The organism is Clostridium acidisoli DSM 12555, from assembly GCF_900176305.1.
Taxonomy (GTDB): Bacteria; Bacillota; Clostridia; order Clostridiales; family Clostridiaceae; genus Clostridium_I; species Clostridium_I acidisoli.
This window is the reverse complement of record NZ_FWXH01000009.1, coordinates 58,660-75,552: the sequence shown is the minus strand read 5'-3', so window position 1 is coordinate 75,552 and position 16,893 is coordinate 58,660. Positions and strand designations below refer to the sequence as shown.

18 protein-coding genes, 1 tRNA gene and 1 riboswitch are annotated in these 16,893 nt (G+C 31.8%); of the genes, 13 read left to right on the top strand and 6 right to left on the bottom strand.

Features of this window, described 5'->3' with window-relative positions:
• Positions 1 to 35 precede the first annotated feature (35 nt).
• Together B8978_RS12130 and B8978_RS12125 are read left to right on the top strand one after the other, a co-directional pair.
• Positions 36 to 2,192: a Tex family protein gene (locus tag B8978_RS12130; RefSeq protein ID WP_084116301.1), complete on the top strand. Its 2,157-nt coding sequence runs from the start codon at positions 36 to 38 to the stop codon at positions 2,190 to 2,192.
• Between the two features lie 75 nt (positions 2,193 to 2,267).
• Positions 2,268 to 2,385, top strand: a riboswitch (FMN riboswitch).
• Positions 2,386 to 2,477: 92 nt separating this feature from the next.
• On the top strand, positions 2,478 to 3,101 hold the full coding sequence (locus B8978_RS12125; protein WP_084116300.1) for an ECF transporter S component: 624 nt from the start codon (positions 2,478 to 2,480) through the stop codon (positions 3,099 to 3,101).
• A gap of 548 nt (positions 3,102 to 3,649) precedes the next feature.
• On the opposite strand, the gene rimI is transcribed toward B8978_RS12125, so the two are convergent.
• The 4 genes from rimI to B8978_RS12105 all read right to left on the bottom strand — a co-directional run bounded on the left by rimI (position 3,650) and on the right by B8978_RS12105 (position 6,572).
• Positions 3,650 to 4,099, bottom strand: a complete 450-nt coding sequence (gene rimI, locus B8978_RS12120; protein ID WP_084116299.1) for a ribosomal protein S18-alanine N-acetyltransferase — start codon at positions 4,097 to 4,099, stop codon at positions 3,650 to 3,652.
• Entirely contained in the window at positions 4,092 to 4,805 is a 714-nt protein-coding gene (gene tsaB, locus B8978_RS12115) for a tRNA (adenosine(37)-N6)-threonylcarbamoyltransferase complex dimerization subunit type 1 TsaB (protein ID WP_084116298.1), read from the bottom strand. The genes rimI and tsaB overlap by 8 nt, the downstream gene beginning before the upstream one ends.
• Positions 4,802 to 5,260 carry a tRNA (adenosine(37)-N6)-threonylcarbamoyltransferase complex ATPase subunit type 1 TsaE gene (tsaE, locus tag B8978_RS12110; RefSeq protein ID WP_084116297.1) on the bottom strand — a complete coding sequence of 153 codons (459 nt, stop codon included), beginning with the start codon at positions 5,258 to 5,260 and terminating at the stop codon, positions 4,802 to 4,804. Before tsaE ends, tsaB begins: the two co-directional genes overlap by 4 nt.
• Positions 5,261 to 5,324: 64 nt before the next feature.
• Positions 5,325 to 6,572: an HD-GYP domain-containing protein gene (locus B8978_RS12105; protein ID WP_084116296.1), complete on the bottom strand. Its 1,248-nt coding sequence runs from the start codon at positions 6,570 to 6,572 to the stop codon at positions 5,325 to 5,327.
• A gap of 280 nt (positions 6,573 to 6,852) precedes the next feature.
• Here B8978_RS12105 and B8978_RS12100 point away from each other — a divergent pair, with 280 nt between their 5' ends.
• The 3 genes from B8978_RS12100 to B8978_RS12090 all read left to right on the top strand — a co-directional run bounded on the left by B8978_RS12100 (position 6,853) and on the right by B8978_RS12090 (position 8,320).
• Positions 6,853 to 7,776, top strand: a complete 924-nt coding sequence (locus tag B8978_RS12100; RefSeq protein WP_084116295.1) for a metal ABC transporter substrate-binding protein — start codon at positions 6,853 to 6,855, stop codon at positions 7,774 to 7,776.
• A 22-nt stretch (positions 7,777 to 7,798) separates the two neighbouring features.
• Positions 7,799 to 8,179 (top strand): zinc ribbon domain-containing protein, encoded by a 381-nt coding sequence (locus tag B8978_RS12095; protein ID WP_084116294.1) that lies wholly within the window; start codon positions 7,799 to 7,801, stop codon positions 8,177 to 8,179.
• Between the two features lie 65 nt (positions 8,180 to 8,244).
• Positions 8,245 to 8,320 (top strand) — tRNA-Trp (locus tag B8978_RS12090).
• Between the two features lie 122 nt (positions 8,321 to 8,442).
• On the opposite strand, the gene B8978_RS12085 is transcribed toward B8978_RS12090, so the two are convergent.
• Together B8978_RS12085 and B8978_RS12080 are read right to left on the bottom strand one after the other, a co-directional pair.
• Positions 8,443 to 9,117, bottom strand: coding sequence for an FRG domain-containing protein (locus B8978_RS12085; protein ID WP_278326943.1), 675 nt, complete (start codon positions 9,115 to 9,117; stop codon positions 8,443 to 8,445).
• 162 nt (positions 9,118 to 9,279) lie between these two features.
• Positions 9,280 to 9,510 (bottom strand): DUF1292 domain-containing protein, encoded by a 231-nt coding sequence (locus B8978_RS12080; protein ID WP_084116292.1) that lies wholly within the window; start codon positions 9,508 to 9,510, stop codon positions 9,280 to 9,282.
• Positions 9,511 to 9,640: 130 nt separating this feature from the next.
• Between B8978_RS12080 and B8978_RS12075 the strand changes: the two genes are divergently transcribed.
• The 8 genes from B8978_RS12075 (at position 9,641) to arsA (ending at position 16,888) form a co-directional block, all read left to right on the top strand.
• On the top strand, positions 9,641 to 10,081 hold the full coding sequence (locus tag B8978_RS12075) for a MarR family winged helix-turn-helix transcriptional regulator (RefSeq protein WP_084116291.1): 441 nt from the start codon (positions 9,641 to 9,643) through the stop codon (positions 10,079 to 10,081).
• A gap of 11 nt (positions 10,082 to 10,092) precedes the next feature.
• On the top strand, positions 10,093 to 10,911 hold the full coding sequence (gene arsM, locus B8978_RS12070; RefSeq protein ID WP_084116290.1) for an arsenite methyltransferase: 819 nt from the start codon (positions 10,093 to 10,095) through the stop codon (positions 10,909 to 10,911).
• 24 nt (positions 10,912 to 10,935) lie between these two features.
• Positions 10,936 to 11,436, top strand: coding sequence for a GNAT family N-acetyltransferase (locus B8978_RS12065; RefSeq protein WP_084116289.1), 501 nt, complete (start codon positions 10,936 to 10,938; stop codon positions 11,434 to 11,436).
• 162 nt (positions 11,437 to 11,598) lie between these two features.
• Positions 11,599 to 11,985, top strand: a complete 387-nt coding sequence (locus B8978_RS12060) for an ArsR/SmtB family transcription factor (RefSeq protein ID WP_084116288.1) — start codon at positions 11,599 to 11,601, stop codon at positions 11,983 to 11,985.
• 16 nt (positions 11,986 to 12,001) lie between these two features.
• Positions 12,002 to 13,045, top strand: coding sequence for an ACR3 family arsenite efflux transporter (gene arsB / locus B8978_RS12055; protein ID WP_278326942.1), 1,044 nt, complete (start codon positions 12,002 to 12,004; stop codon positions 13,043 to 13,045).
• A gap of 21 nt (positions 13,046 to 13,066) precedes the next feature.
• Positions 13,067 to 14,728, top strand: a complete 1,662-nt coding sequence (locus B8978_RS12050; protein WP_084116286.1) for an FAD-dependent oxidoreductase — start codon at positions 13,067 to 13,069, stop codon at positions 14,726 to 14,728.
• A 27-nt stretch (positions 14,729 to 14,755) separates the two neighbouring features.
• Positions 14,756 to 15,127 carry an arsenite efflux transporter metallochaperone ArsD gene (gene arsD, locus B8978_RS12045; protein WP_084116285.1) on the top strand — a complete coding sequence of 124 codons (372 nt, stop codon included), beginning with the start codon at positions 14,756 to 14,758 and terminating at the stop codon, positions 15,125 to 15,127.
• Positions 15,128 to 15,148: 21 nt separating this feature from the next.
• Positions 15,149 to 16,888: an arsenical pump-driving ATPase gene (arsA, locus tag B8978_RS12040; RefSeq protein ID WP_084116284.1), complete on the top strand. Its 1,740-nt coding sequence runs from the start codon at positions 15,149 to 15,151 to the stop codon at positions 16,886 to 16,888.
• Positions 16,889 to 16,893: the final 5 nt, after the last annotated feature.

Sequence of the window (16,893 nt, the reverse complement as noted above, 5' to 3'; positions counted from 1 at the left end):
TAATATACTTATATTTAATTATCAGGAGGAAAAAGATGACGAACATAAATGCTAGATTAGCTGAAGAATTAAAAATAAGCGTAAAGCAAGTGAATAGTGTGGTAGAGATGCTTGATGAAGGAAGCACTGTGCCTTTTATAGCTAGATATAGAAAGGAAAGAACTGGAGGTCTAGATGATACACTCCTTAGAAATTTATATGAAAGACTTACATATCTTAGAAATTTAAATGATAGAAAAGAAGCTGTAATTAAAGCTATCGAAGAACAGGGAAAGCTTACTGAAGAGTTAAAAGACAATATTACTAAAGCTGCTACATTGACAGAAGTTGAGGACTTATATAGACCGTATAAGCAGAAAAAGAGAACAAGGGCAACTATAGCTGTAGAAAAGGGCTTAAAACCATTAGCAGAAATTATTTTTTCAGGAGAGTTAAAAGAAGACGTTTCAGTTATGGCTGAAGCTTACATAAACGAAGAAAAAGGTGTGAACTCAATAAAAGAAGCTATTAGTGGCGCTTTAGACATTATAAGCGAAATGATTTCAGATGAAGCTGAATATAGAAAATGGATAAGAAATTATGTTCAAAAGGAAGGCTTTATTGAAACCAGCGGAAGCAGCAAGGAGCCAACTCCTTATGAAATGTATTATGATTATAAAGAAGCAGTAAATAAAATTCCACCTCATAGAATACTCGCTATTAATAGAGGTGAAAAAGAAAAGGTTTTAACTGCAAAAATAACATGCGAAGATGATAAAATAATTGAATACTTGAACCTAAAGTGTTTAAAAGATAATAAAAATTCTGATTTTTATATACAAGAAAGTGTGAAGGATTCTCTAAAGAGACTTATATATCCTTCTATTGAAAGGGAAATAAGATCAGAACTTTTTGAAATAGGGGAAAATGGGGCCATAGAAATATTTAAGGCAAATTTGAAAGCACTTTTAATGCAAGCTCCAATTAAAGGAAAAGCAGTACTTGGATATGATCCTGGCTTTAGAACCGGATGTAAAATAGCGGTGTTAGATGAAACTGGAAAATTACTTGACACTGCAACAGTATATGCTACAGCCCCTCAAAATGACGTAGATGGCTCAATAAATACGTTAAAAAAACTTGTGTATAAACATAACGTCGGAATGATATCTCTTGGAAATGGAACTGCAAGTAGGGAGTCAGAAGAGGTCGTTGCAAAATTAATTAAAGAAGTCAAAGAAGAAAAAGGAATAGACTTGTATTACGTTATTGTTTCAGAGGCAGGTGCATCTGTTTATTCAGCTTCTGAACTTGCTAGTAGGGAATACCCAGATATAAACGTATCAATAAGAGGAGCTATTTCCATTGGAAGGCGACTTCAAGATCCTTTAGCAGAACTAGTTAAAATTGACCCAAAATCCATAGGAGTAGGTCAATATCAACATGATGTAACTGCTAAAAAGTTAGATGAATCTTTAAGTGGAGTTGTTGAAGATTGCGTTAATAATGTTGGAGTAGATTTAAATACAGCAACACCATCATTGCTTTCATACATTTCAGGTATAAATTCAAATATTGCTAAAAACATTGTTGAATATAGAGAAGAAAAAGGTAAATTTAGCAGTAGAAAAGAACTACTAAAGGTAAAAAGGCTTGGACCAAAGGCATTTGAACAGTGTGCAGGATTTTTAAGGGTTATGGAGAGCAAAGAAGCCCTAGATAATACTTCAGTTCATCCAGAATCCTATAAGGCTACAAAAGGACTTCTAGAAATATTAGGATATACTGAAGCCGACATAAAAAATGGAAACATTATAGATGTTGATAATAAAGTTAAATTTCTAGGTGCAGAAAAGCTTGCTGACAAATTAGGAGTAGGAGTTCCTACACTTTTAGATATAATCAAAGAAATAAAAAAACCTGGAAGAGATCCAAGAGAAGAGATGCCAAAACCAATATTAAAGACAGGGATAGTTGATATTAACCAGCTTAAACCGGGTATGGTTCTCACAGGAACAGTAAGAAATGTAGCTGACTTTGGTGCATTTGTAGATATCGGTGTTCATCAAGATGGATTAGTGCACATAAGTGAACTTTCAGATAAGTTTATAAAGCACCCATTAGATGTGGTTAAGGTTGGAGACATAGTTGAAGTTTCAGTTTTAGAGGTAGATGAAAAGAGAAATAGAATAGCACTTTCTATGAAAAGGTAATTATCGTTATTAATTAATAAAATTTACTATTGATTTTATTAAGAAAGTTGATTATAATTAAATTAATAAAATAAAGACAATCTTCAGGGCAGGGTGAGATTCCCTACCGGCGGTATAGCCCGCGGACCAAGTATTTGGTATGATTCGGTGAAACTCCGAGGCCGACAGTATAGTCTGGATAAAGGAGATAACTACGTGTTTAGTACGTTTTGCCCTGACTTTTTTAGTCAGGGCTTTTTAATGTTTATGCACTAGCTTGAAGATGTCAAAAATGGAGGTAAAAAAATGAAAAAATCAAAACTCAATTTTATGACAAAGACAGCAATGTTAAGTGTAATAGGTTTTCTATTAATGTTTATCGAACTTCCTATACCAATATTTCCTGCATTTTTAAAAATCGACATAAGTGATTTGCCAGCACTTATAGGTGCATTTGCACTTGGACCTATTGCAGGAATAACAATAGAACTTGTGAAGAATATATTACATGGTATATTTGTTGGTGGAACCGCATTTATAGGAGAATTAGCGAATTTCGTTGTAGGCTCATTATTAGTTTGCACCGCAGGAATAATATATAAGAAAAGAAAGACAAAGGGTGGAGCAATTACAGGGCTTTTTGTAGGAACTGTAGTTATGTCAGTAGGAGCAAGTATAATGAATTACTTTGTGGTATTACCTTTATATGAAACAGTATTACATTTTCCAGTAAGTGCAGTAGTGGCTATGGGATCAAAAATAAACTCTCATATAACCAATTTAAACACCTTTGTAATACTTTCAATATTACCATTTAATATTTTGAAAGGTTTCGTTGCATCTGGAATAACTATGGCTGTATACAAAAGTGTAGCACCATTTATTCAAAAGGAAGCTGATGCAGTTGAATTAGCCAATAAAAAGGCTTAATTAGAACGTTGTTTGTTCATAATATAAAGAGATTGGGAAGCATTGGTGAAGGGTTTTAACGATTGCTTCGCACGTTAAAAGGTGAAGTGTTTATGGATGAATCCATAAAGGCTAAGGAAATTTTTCCTCCTACGTCAGAAAAATAATCAATTTAAATTTGTATTTCTGCATATACAAAGATAACTCTGCTATATATTTTAACCGTAGGCTTTGCTCTTTGGCGTAGCCTCTGGTGTTTATACAATAGTTTAATATGCAATAACACTTATGCATGGAACACCACGACCTACGGTGAAAAAAATGAAGGACAAAATACATCAGATTATAACTTATTAATTCAAAGATTTTTCGCACGCATAGCGGAGAAAAATCATCCATAGCTTTTTCCCACGGAAAACCCATCACCTTTGACCAGCAAAGCGCCTGTCAAACCCCTCACCTCGCTTTAGCGACCCTTCGTCTTTTCACCGCGAAGCATAGGTGAAAACCCTTCACTCGTACTTCGCAATTTATAAATATAATGAAACAACACATTGTTTATTGACAATCTATTTTATGTTTCGTTTCCAAAGAATAAGTGCATCTTCATTATTATCTGCATAATAACCCTTTCTAATACCTTCAAGTAAAAAACCGTATTTATAATACAGATTTTGTGCAACGGTATTTGAAGCCCTAACCTCTAATGTTAATGCTGTAATACCTTCAGCCGTGCAAAGTGATATTAGAGCTTGTAAAAGTAAATTTCCAGCTCCAATACCCCTAAATTCAGGATGAATTGCGATATTTGTAATATGACCTTCGTCTAGAATAAGCCACATTCCACCATAACCAATAACCTGACTATTACATTTAACAACTAGGTATCTAGCAAGGCTGTTGAGAAGTTCTTTCTCCATAGACTCTCTGCTCCAAGGATCGGTAAAACTAAGGTTTTCAATACACAAAATTTCATTAATATATTGTTTATCAAAAGGACATATCTCTAAATTAATCATTTATATCTTTGCCAGTCCTTTTTTCATACTCTCTTTCTGCTTGAGATTTTCTAATGTAAATAGGAGCACTGGTATATAAATCATCATATTCACCTTCTAATAATTTTTCAAGACCTAATTCGGCTAAAGCAGAAGCTTTAACAAGATTCAAACTAGTTGGAGCAAATTTTACATTTGGTATGGAAAGTTTAATGGAATCTTTAAATAGAGGAACACCATCACCTATAAAAGTTACAGACGTGTTCTTTTCCTTAAGAAGAGAAAGAAGTTCCTCTAAGGAAATAACCATATAGTCTGTTAGCCTCTCAAGTTTGTTGTTATTAAAGGAATATAGCGCAGTATAAACATTTCCCCTTAGAGCATTCAATATAGGGCATATTATACCATCAGTATATGCAAGATTATAAGCTAAGGCATCTAGTGAAGAAATATTTACAAATGGTTTATTTGTACCTTGACTTAGCCCCTTAATAGTTGCCATACCTATTCTAAGGCCTGTAAAAGAACCTGGTCCTTTCGAAACAACAAAACCATCAATATCATTAATGGTTTTATTAATATTTTTAAGTAAATTATCAATTATAGTCATTAAAATAACTGAGTGTTGCTTTTTGTAATTAAAAGTAATTTCACCTAGTAGTTTATCATCCTCTATAACTGAACAAGTTGCAGCTTCTGTAGCCGAATCTATACTCAATATTCTCATAATGTTATCTCCTTTACATAATTGTATCTATTTCCAAAGTGGTTTATTACTATTTTTCTGAAGTTAACACCTTTATCTGGCATTTTTTCAATGGTAATTGAGATATGCTCATCAGGTATAAGTTCTTCTATGTAATTTGACCACTCAATAATGCTTACAGCATCGCTAAATATATATTCATCAAAGCCAATTGCGTAAATTTCATCAGGATCGTTTACTCTGTAAACATCAAAATGATATAATTTCAATCTGCCTTCATATTCATTTACAATATTAAAAGTAGGACTAGTAATATAATCTTCAATTAAAAGACCTTTAGCAACACCTTTAGTAAAATGAGTTTTGCCAGTACCAAGATCCCCATTAATACATATAATATCACCTTTATTTAACAGAGAACCAAGTTTTTTTCCGATTTCCATAGTCATATGTTCACTATCTACTATAAATTCCATGAAATCACCTCCATGATATTTTATCCCAAAAATTAAAAAAAGAAAAGGCAGTGTAATATGCCTTTTAAAGTTTCATATTTTCTTTTAAGGTTTCCTTTAGTTTATTGAAGGCATCTCCGCAAATTAAGCCATCAAAAACCATTCCGTCTAGTATGGCAAAAGCCTTATCTTGGTTCAAACCATTTCTATAAGGTCTGTCTTCAGTAAGGGCTTGATATATATCACACACACCCATTATTCTACATTCTTCAGAAAGTTTACCTGCATCTAATTTTCTTGGATAACCAGTGCCATCTAGTTTTTCATGGTGGTTTGATGCCCAATCACTTATTTCTCTTATGTCTTCAATTCTATCCAAAATCACTTTTGTGTAATAAACATGTGATTTTATTATAGAAAATTCATCTTCTGTTAAACTACCGTTTTTATCTAGTATGGAATTTGGTATAGCCAGCTTTCCTATATCATGTAGAAGGCCTGCTATTTTCATTTCCAAACATTTTTCTTCTGAATAACCAAGATGCTTAGAAACCATGAACGCAAGTTTTGCAATACCTCTAGAATGCTTAGCGGTAAAGGCACTTTTATTATCGATTATGCTAGCTAAAATGTAGGCTATTTTTTCAAATTGGCACAAATTAAGTGAGATGTTAAGTCTTGGAGATATATTATCTAGAATAAAATCCATAAAGGAAATATTCTCTATATCAAACCAAAAAATATCCGTCTCAGCTATAGAAAGAAATGCATCTACAAGTTTTGGTGAAAAAATTGAATTAACATTTGATTTAACCCACGAAATTATTTTATCTTTTTGTATATGTGAAGGACTATTTTCAGAATATAAAAGCTCCACTAAATCAGAAAGCCTTATAAGTTGGCTTTCAAAAGGAATGTCATCTCCTAATAGTTCCATTGGTCCACTTCCATCATAGTTTTCATGGTGGAAAAGAATCAAAGGACTTATGTTGCTATAAACAGGAAAATCCTCTATTATTTCAGAACCCTTCTTGCAATGTTCCAAAACAAATGTATTTGATATATGGCTTTCTTTTAGAAAATTAGCAGCTCCAATATCATGCAAAAGCGCAGTTATGTATAATTTCTGCATAGTAATTTCGGAGAGATTAAAATATTCGCCTAATTTTAATGCAATATACGTAGTTCGTTTTGAATGATTTAGATAATTATGTTTTGAAAAATTAATATTTGATATATCCTCAATAATTGTTGCGTTTTTTACTGAGCTAATCTCTGCTAAATCTAAAGCTACAGCCATTGCTCTAATAGTTTTATCTAAATTTATTTTCATTATTATATCCCACCTAAAATATTATGCAATTACATTTTAACATATTTATTCATAAAGTAAATTACCCAATTAAGAATAAATAAAAAATGTTTATTCTTAGTGGAAATTGTATACATAATTAAAGTATAATATAATATGAACTTTAAACTTAAATTTTGTGAATACACGAGTACACGAGGCAAAAAAGTCTAAATGACTCTTTTGGACCCCAAAGGAATACACGAGGCAAAAAAGTCTAAATGACTCTTTTGGACCCCAAAGGAATACACGAGGTGAAAAAATGAGAAAATCCTTTTTTATATTAATCATATTAATCATTGTGATTATGGCAGGATGTGATAAAAATCCTGGAACCAATATAAATGTACAAAATACAAATAAAACTAGTAAACCTACAACTGTAGCAGTCGGACTTGACATTATGGCCACAAACAAATCTCTATACTTCATGGTGAAGGATATTGCAGGAAATGATAATAATGTTGATTTTATGTTTAAAAATGAAGACGAAGAAAAAAGTTTTAAATATACTAATGACAGTACTTCTAATATAGGAAAGTTGGATTTATTTATATATACAGGCGTTGGATTTGATTCATGGACAGATGATTTTGTAAGTAAGATTAATAAAAATAAGCTAGTAGCAATAAACGTTTCAAGGGGTGTAAGTACATTATCTTATCAAAATAAAAGTGCAGAAAATTATGGAAGTAAAAACCCATATTATTGGATGGACATTAACAATTATAGAACTATGCTTTTAAATGTAAAAAATGCTGTGGAGGAAAAAGATCCTAAAAATAGTGTTACATATGAGAATAATTTTAAAAATGCAATTAAAGAAGTTGATCAATATAAAAGTAGTATAAACAATTTGTCTGATAAGATGAAAGGATACACATTAATAACTGATATGGATAAATTTGATTATATGATAAATAATATAAATATAGATACAATAAAATTTTATAGGAGCGATCAGGGAGCAATATCTCCTGAAGATGAACAGAAAATAAGTAGTGCTGTTGGTAATAATAAGAAATTGTGTTTTATTTATGATGACGACAATGATTTGAACCAAAATAAGGATATAATAGATAAATATCAAATGAAAACAGTAAAATTAACTGTTTATAATGGCGACATGAGTTATATTAACATGATTAAGCAAAATATTTCAAATATACAAGCTGCTTTAAAATAATGTGCGTTAGGATGTGATTTTAATGTTTTTTATTGGCATACTGGGAGTTGAAAGCAAACAAAAAGAAATAAAAACCATTCCAAATTTGATTTGTAAAGCTTGTGGTAAATTGACTTCTTATTCTCTTGTAAAAACTTATAATTGCTTCCAATTGTTTTTTATTCCTATATTTAATTGGGGACAGAAATACATATTAATATCAAAATGTTGTGGCAGCATATTTGAACTTACAAAAGAGCAAGGTGAAGACATAGAGAAGGGTAATGAATTTATTTTTGATGATTTGAAGATGACAATAGTTGAGGATAATGCATGTAAAACTAATATACTATGTCATAATTGTGGTAAATCTATAGAAGCAAGATTTGAATTTTGCCCTCATTGTGGAGCTAAATTAAAATAAAATAAAAATATGTTTAGAAAACTATTGTAATTTGTTTTCTTTTAATGTATAATATTGAGTGTCTTAGGGGTATGGCTCAATTGGTAGAGTAGTGGTCTCCAAAACCATTGGTTCTAGGTTCGAGTCCTAGTACCCCTGCCAGAGTAAGGTTTTCCGAGTTTCGGAAAGCCTTTTTTACTTTATAATGAACGTGAAAAGAAAAGCTGCCCCTAAGTATTGGAATTTAGGGGCAGCTTTTAAAGTAGTAAAAAAATTTTTACTTGTTAAGCTGAAGGTATCTGTCCTTCCTGCATCAGTTCGAGGTTAATCTCATCTGCGATGTTACAAAGGTCTGGGAACAGGGCAAACCTTGTTATCCCGTAGCGTGTTAATTGATTCTTAATAAAATTGATACTTTCCGCAGCAATGCAAATCTTTAACAAATAATTAGAAGCGTCAGTGAACATATTCAGAGGAGTAACATTTTCAACACGCGGAAATACTGTGAAGGTCCCCCTCTGTGCCACTATCCTAGGGTTGTTCATAGGCCCGATTACAGCAGCCGGTTTTGTAGTATCAAGTATTTGTGCATTAGGACCAAAATATAGGTCCACTACCGGTTCGTCCACATTTGGGATATATCCCGGATTTACAAAGCTGTGAAATGAAAAAGCTTGATTCAATATTACGGGACTGAGTACCCATACTGCAGCATCGTTTCCTACATCAGCGGTTGCTTGGGTAACGGCAAAAAATAAGCCTACAAATGCATCACGGGACCAATCCATAAGCCTAGTTGGGACTCCATAGTGCTGCATCTGGAAGAGCCAATGCCAGTAAGATGCAGGTCCATTGGGAATTGGGAATGACGGTAGATACTGAACATCGGGTATTGCAAGAGATTTAAACTTGGACAGAAATAATATTTCATCCTCAGGGTTTAATGGTGATCTTGCGATTCTTGGTATCAGAATATGTGTTACATATGAATGTTGCTACTGATTTGGCTTGGTGTTAGCATAACATAATACAGAGGAATTCAAAAATATTATAGATATATTTACAAGTAAAAAGACTTTCCCAGTTTTTTAGGAAAGTCTTTTTGTTTTTGAGATATGTTTTTAATGCTGGTTATATTTATCTAATACTCTTTTAAATTCTGCACCCTGTCCTATGGAAAAGTATTCTTTCTGACCGTTTTTTATAGCTGCCTTGTAAGCATAAGCTTCATCTGAATCTCTAGGACCAACAATAACATATTCATCTTCATCAATTCTAATTGTGTCAATTAATTCTAGATCTACTTTTTTACCGTTTTCATTTACTACAGTAATTAATGCATCAGTTTTCATACACATGCCGCCTTTCAATTAATATATTGCGTCTAAGTAGAGATTTTATTCAGAGATTTTTTAAAAATGAATTGTTTTAATAGTTGCAATATACAACAGTTTAGTGTTACAATTAATTTGAGGTGAGTACATGGATGAAAAAGGAAGCAATTATTTACGTGAGCTAATTAGAGTGTTAGTAAGAAATTTAGGTGTTTTAGAAAAATCAGATGCAAGCTGTTGTAAAGTTACGATTTCACAGTGTCATGCCATTGTAGAAATTGGTAGAGTAGAAGAAATTTCGTTAAATGAGCTTGCAGAGTTATTAACGCTAGATAAAAGCACGATGAGCAGAACTATAAACAAACTTGTGGAGGATAGTTTAGTAATTAGAGAATTGCATCCAGAAGATAGAAGATATGTAACTATAAAACTTACTGATAACGGTAAGAAGATATTTAAAAATATTGAAGGTACCATGGGAAAGTACTACAAGGATATTTTTATGTCCATTCCAGAAAATAAAAGAGAACAGATACTTGACAGTTTAAGGTTACTAACTGAGGCAGTAAATGAAAATAAATGTTGTTAGGAGATGTTTTTATGAAAAGTAACATTAAAGGAGAAGTAAAAGAATATTACGGGAAAATAGCAAAGAAGGTAAGTGATGAACCTAAGGAGTCTTGTGGATGTGGTGTGTCTTGCTGCACATCTAAAACAGATAACTTAAATCTTTATACAAAAGATTTTATTGAAGGTTTGCCAGAGGAAGTTGTAAATGCATCACTTGGTTGTGCAAATCCTGTTGTACTTGCAAATCCACAAAAAGGTGAAGTTGTATTGGATTTAGGAAGTGGTGGTGGAATAGATGTATTTATATCGTCTAAATATGTAGGCGAAAGTGGAAAAGTATATGGTCTTGATATGACTGATGAAATGCTTGAATTAGCAAATAAAAATAAGAAAAAAATGGATGTTAAAAACGTAAAATTTCTAAAGGGATATATTGAAGATATCCCTTTAGAAGATGGGAAAATAGATGTCGTTACATCAAATTGTGTAATAAATCTATGTGAAAGTAAGGAAAATGCATTAGCTGAAGCATATAGGGTGTTAAAAAAAGGAGGGAGGCTTGCAATAGCTGATATTGTAATACTAAAGGATATACCAGATTCGATAAAACAGAGTGTAGAGATGTGGGTAGGCTGTATAGCTGGTGCACTACCAGTTAAAGAATATGCAGAGATACTCAAAAAAGTTGGATTTAGTAAGATTGAAATTACACCAGTAAATATATATACAAAGGAAGTTATAGAAGATATAGCAAAGCAAAAAAATCTTGGAGATGTATATAGTAAGATAGATTCAGAACTTGTTAATGGAGCCTTTGCAGGAGCTCATGTAAAAGCTTATAAGCTTTAAAGGATTAAAAGGGGATGGATAAAAATGGACTATAAGATTGAAGAAATGACAGAGGAAAATTGGGAAGGCGTAGCAAAGATATATTTAGAGGGCATTAACACGGGTAAGGCTACATTTCAATCAGAAATTCCAAGTTTTCAGGATTGGGATAAAAATCATATTAAAATTTGCAGATTAGTAGCTTGCAAAAAAAATAAGGTATTAGGTTGGGCAGCTTTAAGTCCCACTTCAAGTAGATGTGTTTATGCAGGGGTTGCAGAAGTTAGTATATATATAGGAGAAGAGTATAGGGGACAAGGTATAGGGAAAAATATATTGAAAAGTTTAGTAAAACTATCAGAAGAAAATGGGATTTGGACTTTACAATCTGGAATTGTAAGAGAAAACAATGCAAGTATAGCCTTGCATAAAAGCTGCGGATTTAGAGAGCTAGGTATAAGAGAACAAGTTGCAAAAATGCCTAATGGTATATGGCATGATGTAGTTCTAATGGAACGTAGAAGCAGTATAGTGGGAATAGATTAAATATCAACTATAGAAGATGTAAGCATTTAGCTATGCATCTTTTTTTATTGAAATATTAAATTTAAGGGTTGCAAAAATGAAATAATTATCATATGATTATAATTGAATATATGAATATTAAAGAAAATAAATTATATACAATGAGGAGGTAACGGTAAACTTATGAGCTTAATACAAGTGATGAAAGCATTATCTGATGAAACACGTATAAGAATATTAAATATATTAAGAGATGGTGAACTATGCGTTTGTGAGCTAGAGGAGATACTTGATATTACACAGTCAAATGTGTCAAGACATTTAACAAAGCTAACAAATGCTAAAATAGTTGATTACAATAAAATAGCAAAATACGTATATTATAAAATAAATGAAAGCACCATAATGGAATATCCATTTATAAATGAGATTATAGAAAAAGAAACTATGAAGCTTAAGCAATGTCAAATTGATTATGGGAAGTTGAAAACATATAAAAATAGTGGATTAAATTGTGATGATTTAAAAAATGGAAAATGTTGCTTTAGTGATAAGGAACATTCAAAATAGAAAGGACGTAATCAAAGTGAATAATAAAGCATCAAAACTTTCGTGGTTAGATCGTTATTTAACTTTATGGATTTTTATAGCAATGGCAGTTGGAATTTTATTAGGCTGGGGCATTCCTGGACTATCAGAGGAATTGTCAAAATTATCAATTGGAACCACATCAATTCCAATTGCAATAGGTCTTATAGTGATGATGTATCCACCACTTGCTAAAGTTAACTACAAGGAAATTGGAAAGGTATTTAGAAATCCAAAAGTTTTAGGTTTATCCCTTATTCAAAACTGGATTATTGGACCAGTTTTAATGTTTATTCTAGCAGTTATATTTTTACATTCATATCCAGCCTTTATGACAGGACTTATATTGATTGGGCTTGCTAGATGTATAGCTATGGTTATTGTTTGGAACAGTTTAGCAGATGGCGACACAGAATATGCAGCAGCACTAGTTGCCTTTAATTCAATATTCCAAGTTATATTTTATTCCGTATACTCTTATTTATTTATAACTGTGCTGCCAACTTTAATTGGACTTAAAGGCTATAAAGTAAATATTTCAATGGGAGCAGTAGCTTCTTCTGTAGCAATTTATCTTGGAATTCCATTTGCACTTGGAATGTTAACAAGACTTCTTTTAGAACCTAAAATGGGAAAAGAATGGTATACAAAAAAATTTGTGCCTAAAATAAGCCCATTAGCATTAATTGCATTACTTTTTACAATTGTTGTTATGTTCACTTATAAGGGTAAATACATTATTGAACTTCCTATGGATGTAGTACGAATTGCAATACCACTTATAATTTATTTTGCAATAATGTTTACAGTTTCATTTTTTATAAGTTTTAAATCTGGTATAGATTATAAAAAAACAACAACACTTGCTTTCACTGCAGCAAGTAATAATTTTGAACTTGCTATTGCGGTGGCTGTAGCTGTATTTGGAATAGAATCAAAGGAAGCTTTTACAGCTGTAATAGGACCACTTGTAGAAGTTCCTGTTATGATTGGTCTTGTTAATGTAGCACTTTTGTGGAGAAAAAGATATTTTAATAAATAAGATACATGGGAGGAAAAGCTTATGAAGGTTGTTATAATAGGAGCCGTGGCAGGAGGAACTTCTGCTGGTGCAAAAATCAGAAGAAATGATGAAAATTCCGAAATAAAAATATATGATATGGATTATGATATATCTTATTCCGGATGTGGTTTACCTTATTATATAGGTGAAGAAATAGAGGATAGAGATGAATTAACTCCAAGAAATGCGGAGTTTTTTAAGAAAAAATATAATATAGATGTACTGAGAAGACATGAAGTGTTAAAAATAGATGCTGAAAATAAAGTTTTGACTATAAAAAATTTAGAAACTGAAGATATATTTTATGAAAATTATGATAAATTGATTATTGCAACTGGAGCTAAACCTATAGTGCCTGATATAAAAGGATCGGAAAAGAGCAATGTATTTTATTTAAGAAACGTTAGACAGGCGGACGATATAAAGGCATATATTTTAAAAAATAAACCTAAAAATGCAGTTATAGTTGGAACAGGTTTTATAGGCCTTGAGATGGCTGAAAATTTAAAAAAACTTGGAATTCACGTTACACTTATAGAAAAGCTAAACCAAGTTACACCAGGACTTGATAGTGACATGTCTGTATATGTTGAGAAGTATTTAAGAAGCAAAGATATTGATATTATTCTAGGTGATTCAGTATATAAGCTAAATGGAGATTCTTTAGTAAATGAAGTGGCTTTAGAAAGCGGTAAAGTTTTAAATGCAGATTTTATTATAATGTCCATTGGAGTAAAACCTAATACAGAACTTGCAAGGGAAGCTTTTATAGAACTTGGAACTAATGGATCCATAAAGGTAGATACAAAAATGATGACAAATATAAAAGATATATATGCTTGTGGTGATTGTGTAGAGAGCTTTTCACTTATAACTAAAAAGCCTTTATACAGACCATTAGGTTCAACTGCAAATAAGATGGGTAGGATTGCAGGAGATAGTATTACAGGTGGAAATCTTGAATTCAGGGGCATTCTTGGTACAGGAATATTTAAAATTTTTGATATGGCTGTGGCACAAACTGGACTTACAGAAAAAGAAGCAAGAAATCAGGGTTTTAATGTGGCAGTTTGTCACAACATAAAACCAGATAAACCAAAATATTATCATGGAAAAGAGATGGTTATTAAAGCTATTGCTGATAAGAATACAGGAAAACTGCTCGGAGTTCAAATTGTTGGATATACAGGAGTAGACAAAAGAATTGATGTGTTTGTAACTGCAATCACTTTTGGAGCAAAAGCAGAAGATTTGTTTCACTTAGATTTAGCTTATGCACCACCATTTTCAACAACAAAAGACCCTGTAATGTATACAGGGATGATTTTGGATAATGAAATAAATAAAGGTAGAGAATTGATAACACCTAAAATACTTAATGAATTTGTGAAAAAGGGAAAAGACGTAATAATAATAGATGGTAGAGTTAGTAGACAATATGAAGAAGCTCATATAGAAGGTGCTATAAATATACCTCAAGCAGAATTTAGAAACAAAGCTAGAAAATTCGATAAAAATAAGATTTTTGTTACCTATTGCAACAAGGGTGTAACGGGGAATGCACTGCAAAACATATTAATAAACAATGGCTTTAAAAAAGTTTATAATCTTTCTGGTGGACATAAAAATTACAAAGCACAAATCATAAAGATAGATAAATAAATTGTAAGAATAAAGGAGATATAATTTATGAAAAAAATGATTATTTTTGAACCAGCTATGTGTTGTTCCACAGGTTTATGCGGTCCAGGGGTGGATCCTGAATTACTAAGAGTATCTACAGTATTAAATACTTTAAATAAAAAGGGCATTGTAATTCAAAGACATAATTTATCAAATAATCCGCAGGCTTTCGTTGATAACAAGTTAATAAATGAATTACTAAATAATTCTGGAGTAGAAGTGCTTCCAGTGACTATAGTTGACGATAACGTATTGAAAACAAAAGCATATCCAACCAATGATGAGTTTTGTAAGTTCCTTGATATTACAGAAGATTATTTAAAAACTGGTGTTAAATTTAAAACTAAAGACTGTGATTGTAAAGGTGGATGTTGTTAAATAAAGAAAAGAGGAATAATTATGATAGATGCTTTTAATCTTAATAATATAAAACTAACTAAATATCTGTTTTTTACTGGCAAAGGTGGAGTAGGAAAAACATCCACAGCTTGTGCCGTTGCAGTAAATTTAGCAGATCAAGGAAAGAAGATTATGCTTGTTAGCACAGATCCTGCTTCAAACTTGCAGGATGTGTTTAATACAAAGTTAGATAATAAAGGGGTTATAATTAAGGAGGTTCCAAATTTAATTGTAGCAAATTTCAATCCAGAAGAAGCAGCTAAAGAGTATAAAGAGAGTGTTGTGTCACCATATAGAGGCAAACTTCCAGATGCTGTAATAAAAAATATGGAAGAACAACTTTCAGGTTCTTGTACAGTAGAGATTTCAGCTTTTAATGAATTCTCTAATTTTATAACGGATAAAAAGACAGAGAAAGAATTTGATTATATTATATTTGATACTGCACCTACAGGACATACATTAAGAATGTTGCAGCTACCATCAGCATGGAGTGGGTTTATAGATGAAAGCACGCACGGAGCATCTTGCTTAGGGCAATTAGCAGGTCTTGAAAGTAAAAAAGAGACTTACAAAAAAGCAGTGGAAACCTTAGCCGATGGACATAAAACTATGCTTATACTTGTGTCTCGTCCAGAAAAAGTGCCTTTGAAGGAGGCAGAGAGAGCATCTAAGGAACTCAAGGATATAGGCATAAATAATCAGATGTTAGTTATAAATGGGGTTCTGAAAAGTCATGATGATAATGTTTCAAATGAACTTTATGTAAAGCAACAAAAGGCATTAAAAGAAATGCCTGAACATTTGAAGTCTTTAGAAAAATATGAGATTCCATTAAGAGCATATAATGTAACAGGGATTGAAAATATAAGAACTTTTTTAAAAGAAGACAAAATTAAATATGTTAATGAAAGTATGAACATTAATAAAGTTTTAAAACTAAATACGGTTATTGAAGATTTATACAACACCAATAAAAAAGTGATTTTCACTATGGGAAAAGGTGGAGTTGGTAAAACTACTATAGCAGCAGCTATTGCTATGGGTATTGCAAAAAAAGGAAGAAAAGTACACTTAGCGACTACTGATCCAGCTGCACATCTAAAATTTGTTTTGGATGATTCCTTTGGCGTTACTTTAAGTCATATTGATGAAAAAAAAGAATTAGAAAATTATAAAGGGGAAGTTTTAAAAAAAGCAAGAGAATCAATGACTGAAGAAGATATAGCGTATATAGAAGAAGATTTAAGATCACCTTGTACACAGGAAATTGCTGTGTTTAGAGCTTTTGCAGAAATAGTTGAGAACTCAAATAATGATGTGGTGGTTATTGATACAGCACCAACAGGACACACTTTATTACTCCTAGATTCTACAGAAAGCTATAATAAAGAAATACAACGTTCACAAGGTGATATACCAGAAGCAGTTAAAAAACTGTTACCAAGACTTAAAAATCACAATGAGACAGAAGTTGTTATTATAGCTTTAGCTGAAGCTACGCCTGTATATGAAGCTGCTAGGTTAGAGGCAGATTTAAAGAGAGCAGAAATTAATAGCAAATGGTGGGTTATAAATTCAAGTTTTTGGGCAGCAGACACTAGAAATGAAATTCTTAAAGCTAAAGCAAGTAATGAAATAACTTGGATAAATCGAGTAAATGAAATTTCAAAGGGCAATTTTGCTATAATTTCATGGAAATCAGAAGATTTAAAATGTGAAAAGTTAATGGACTTATAATGGTA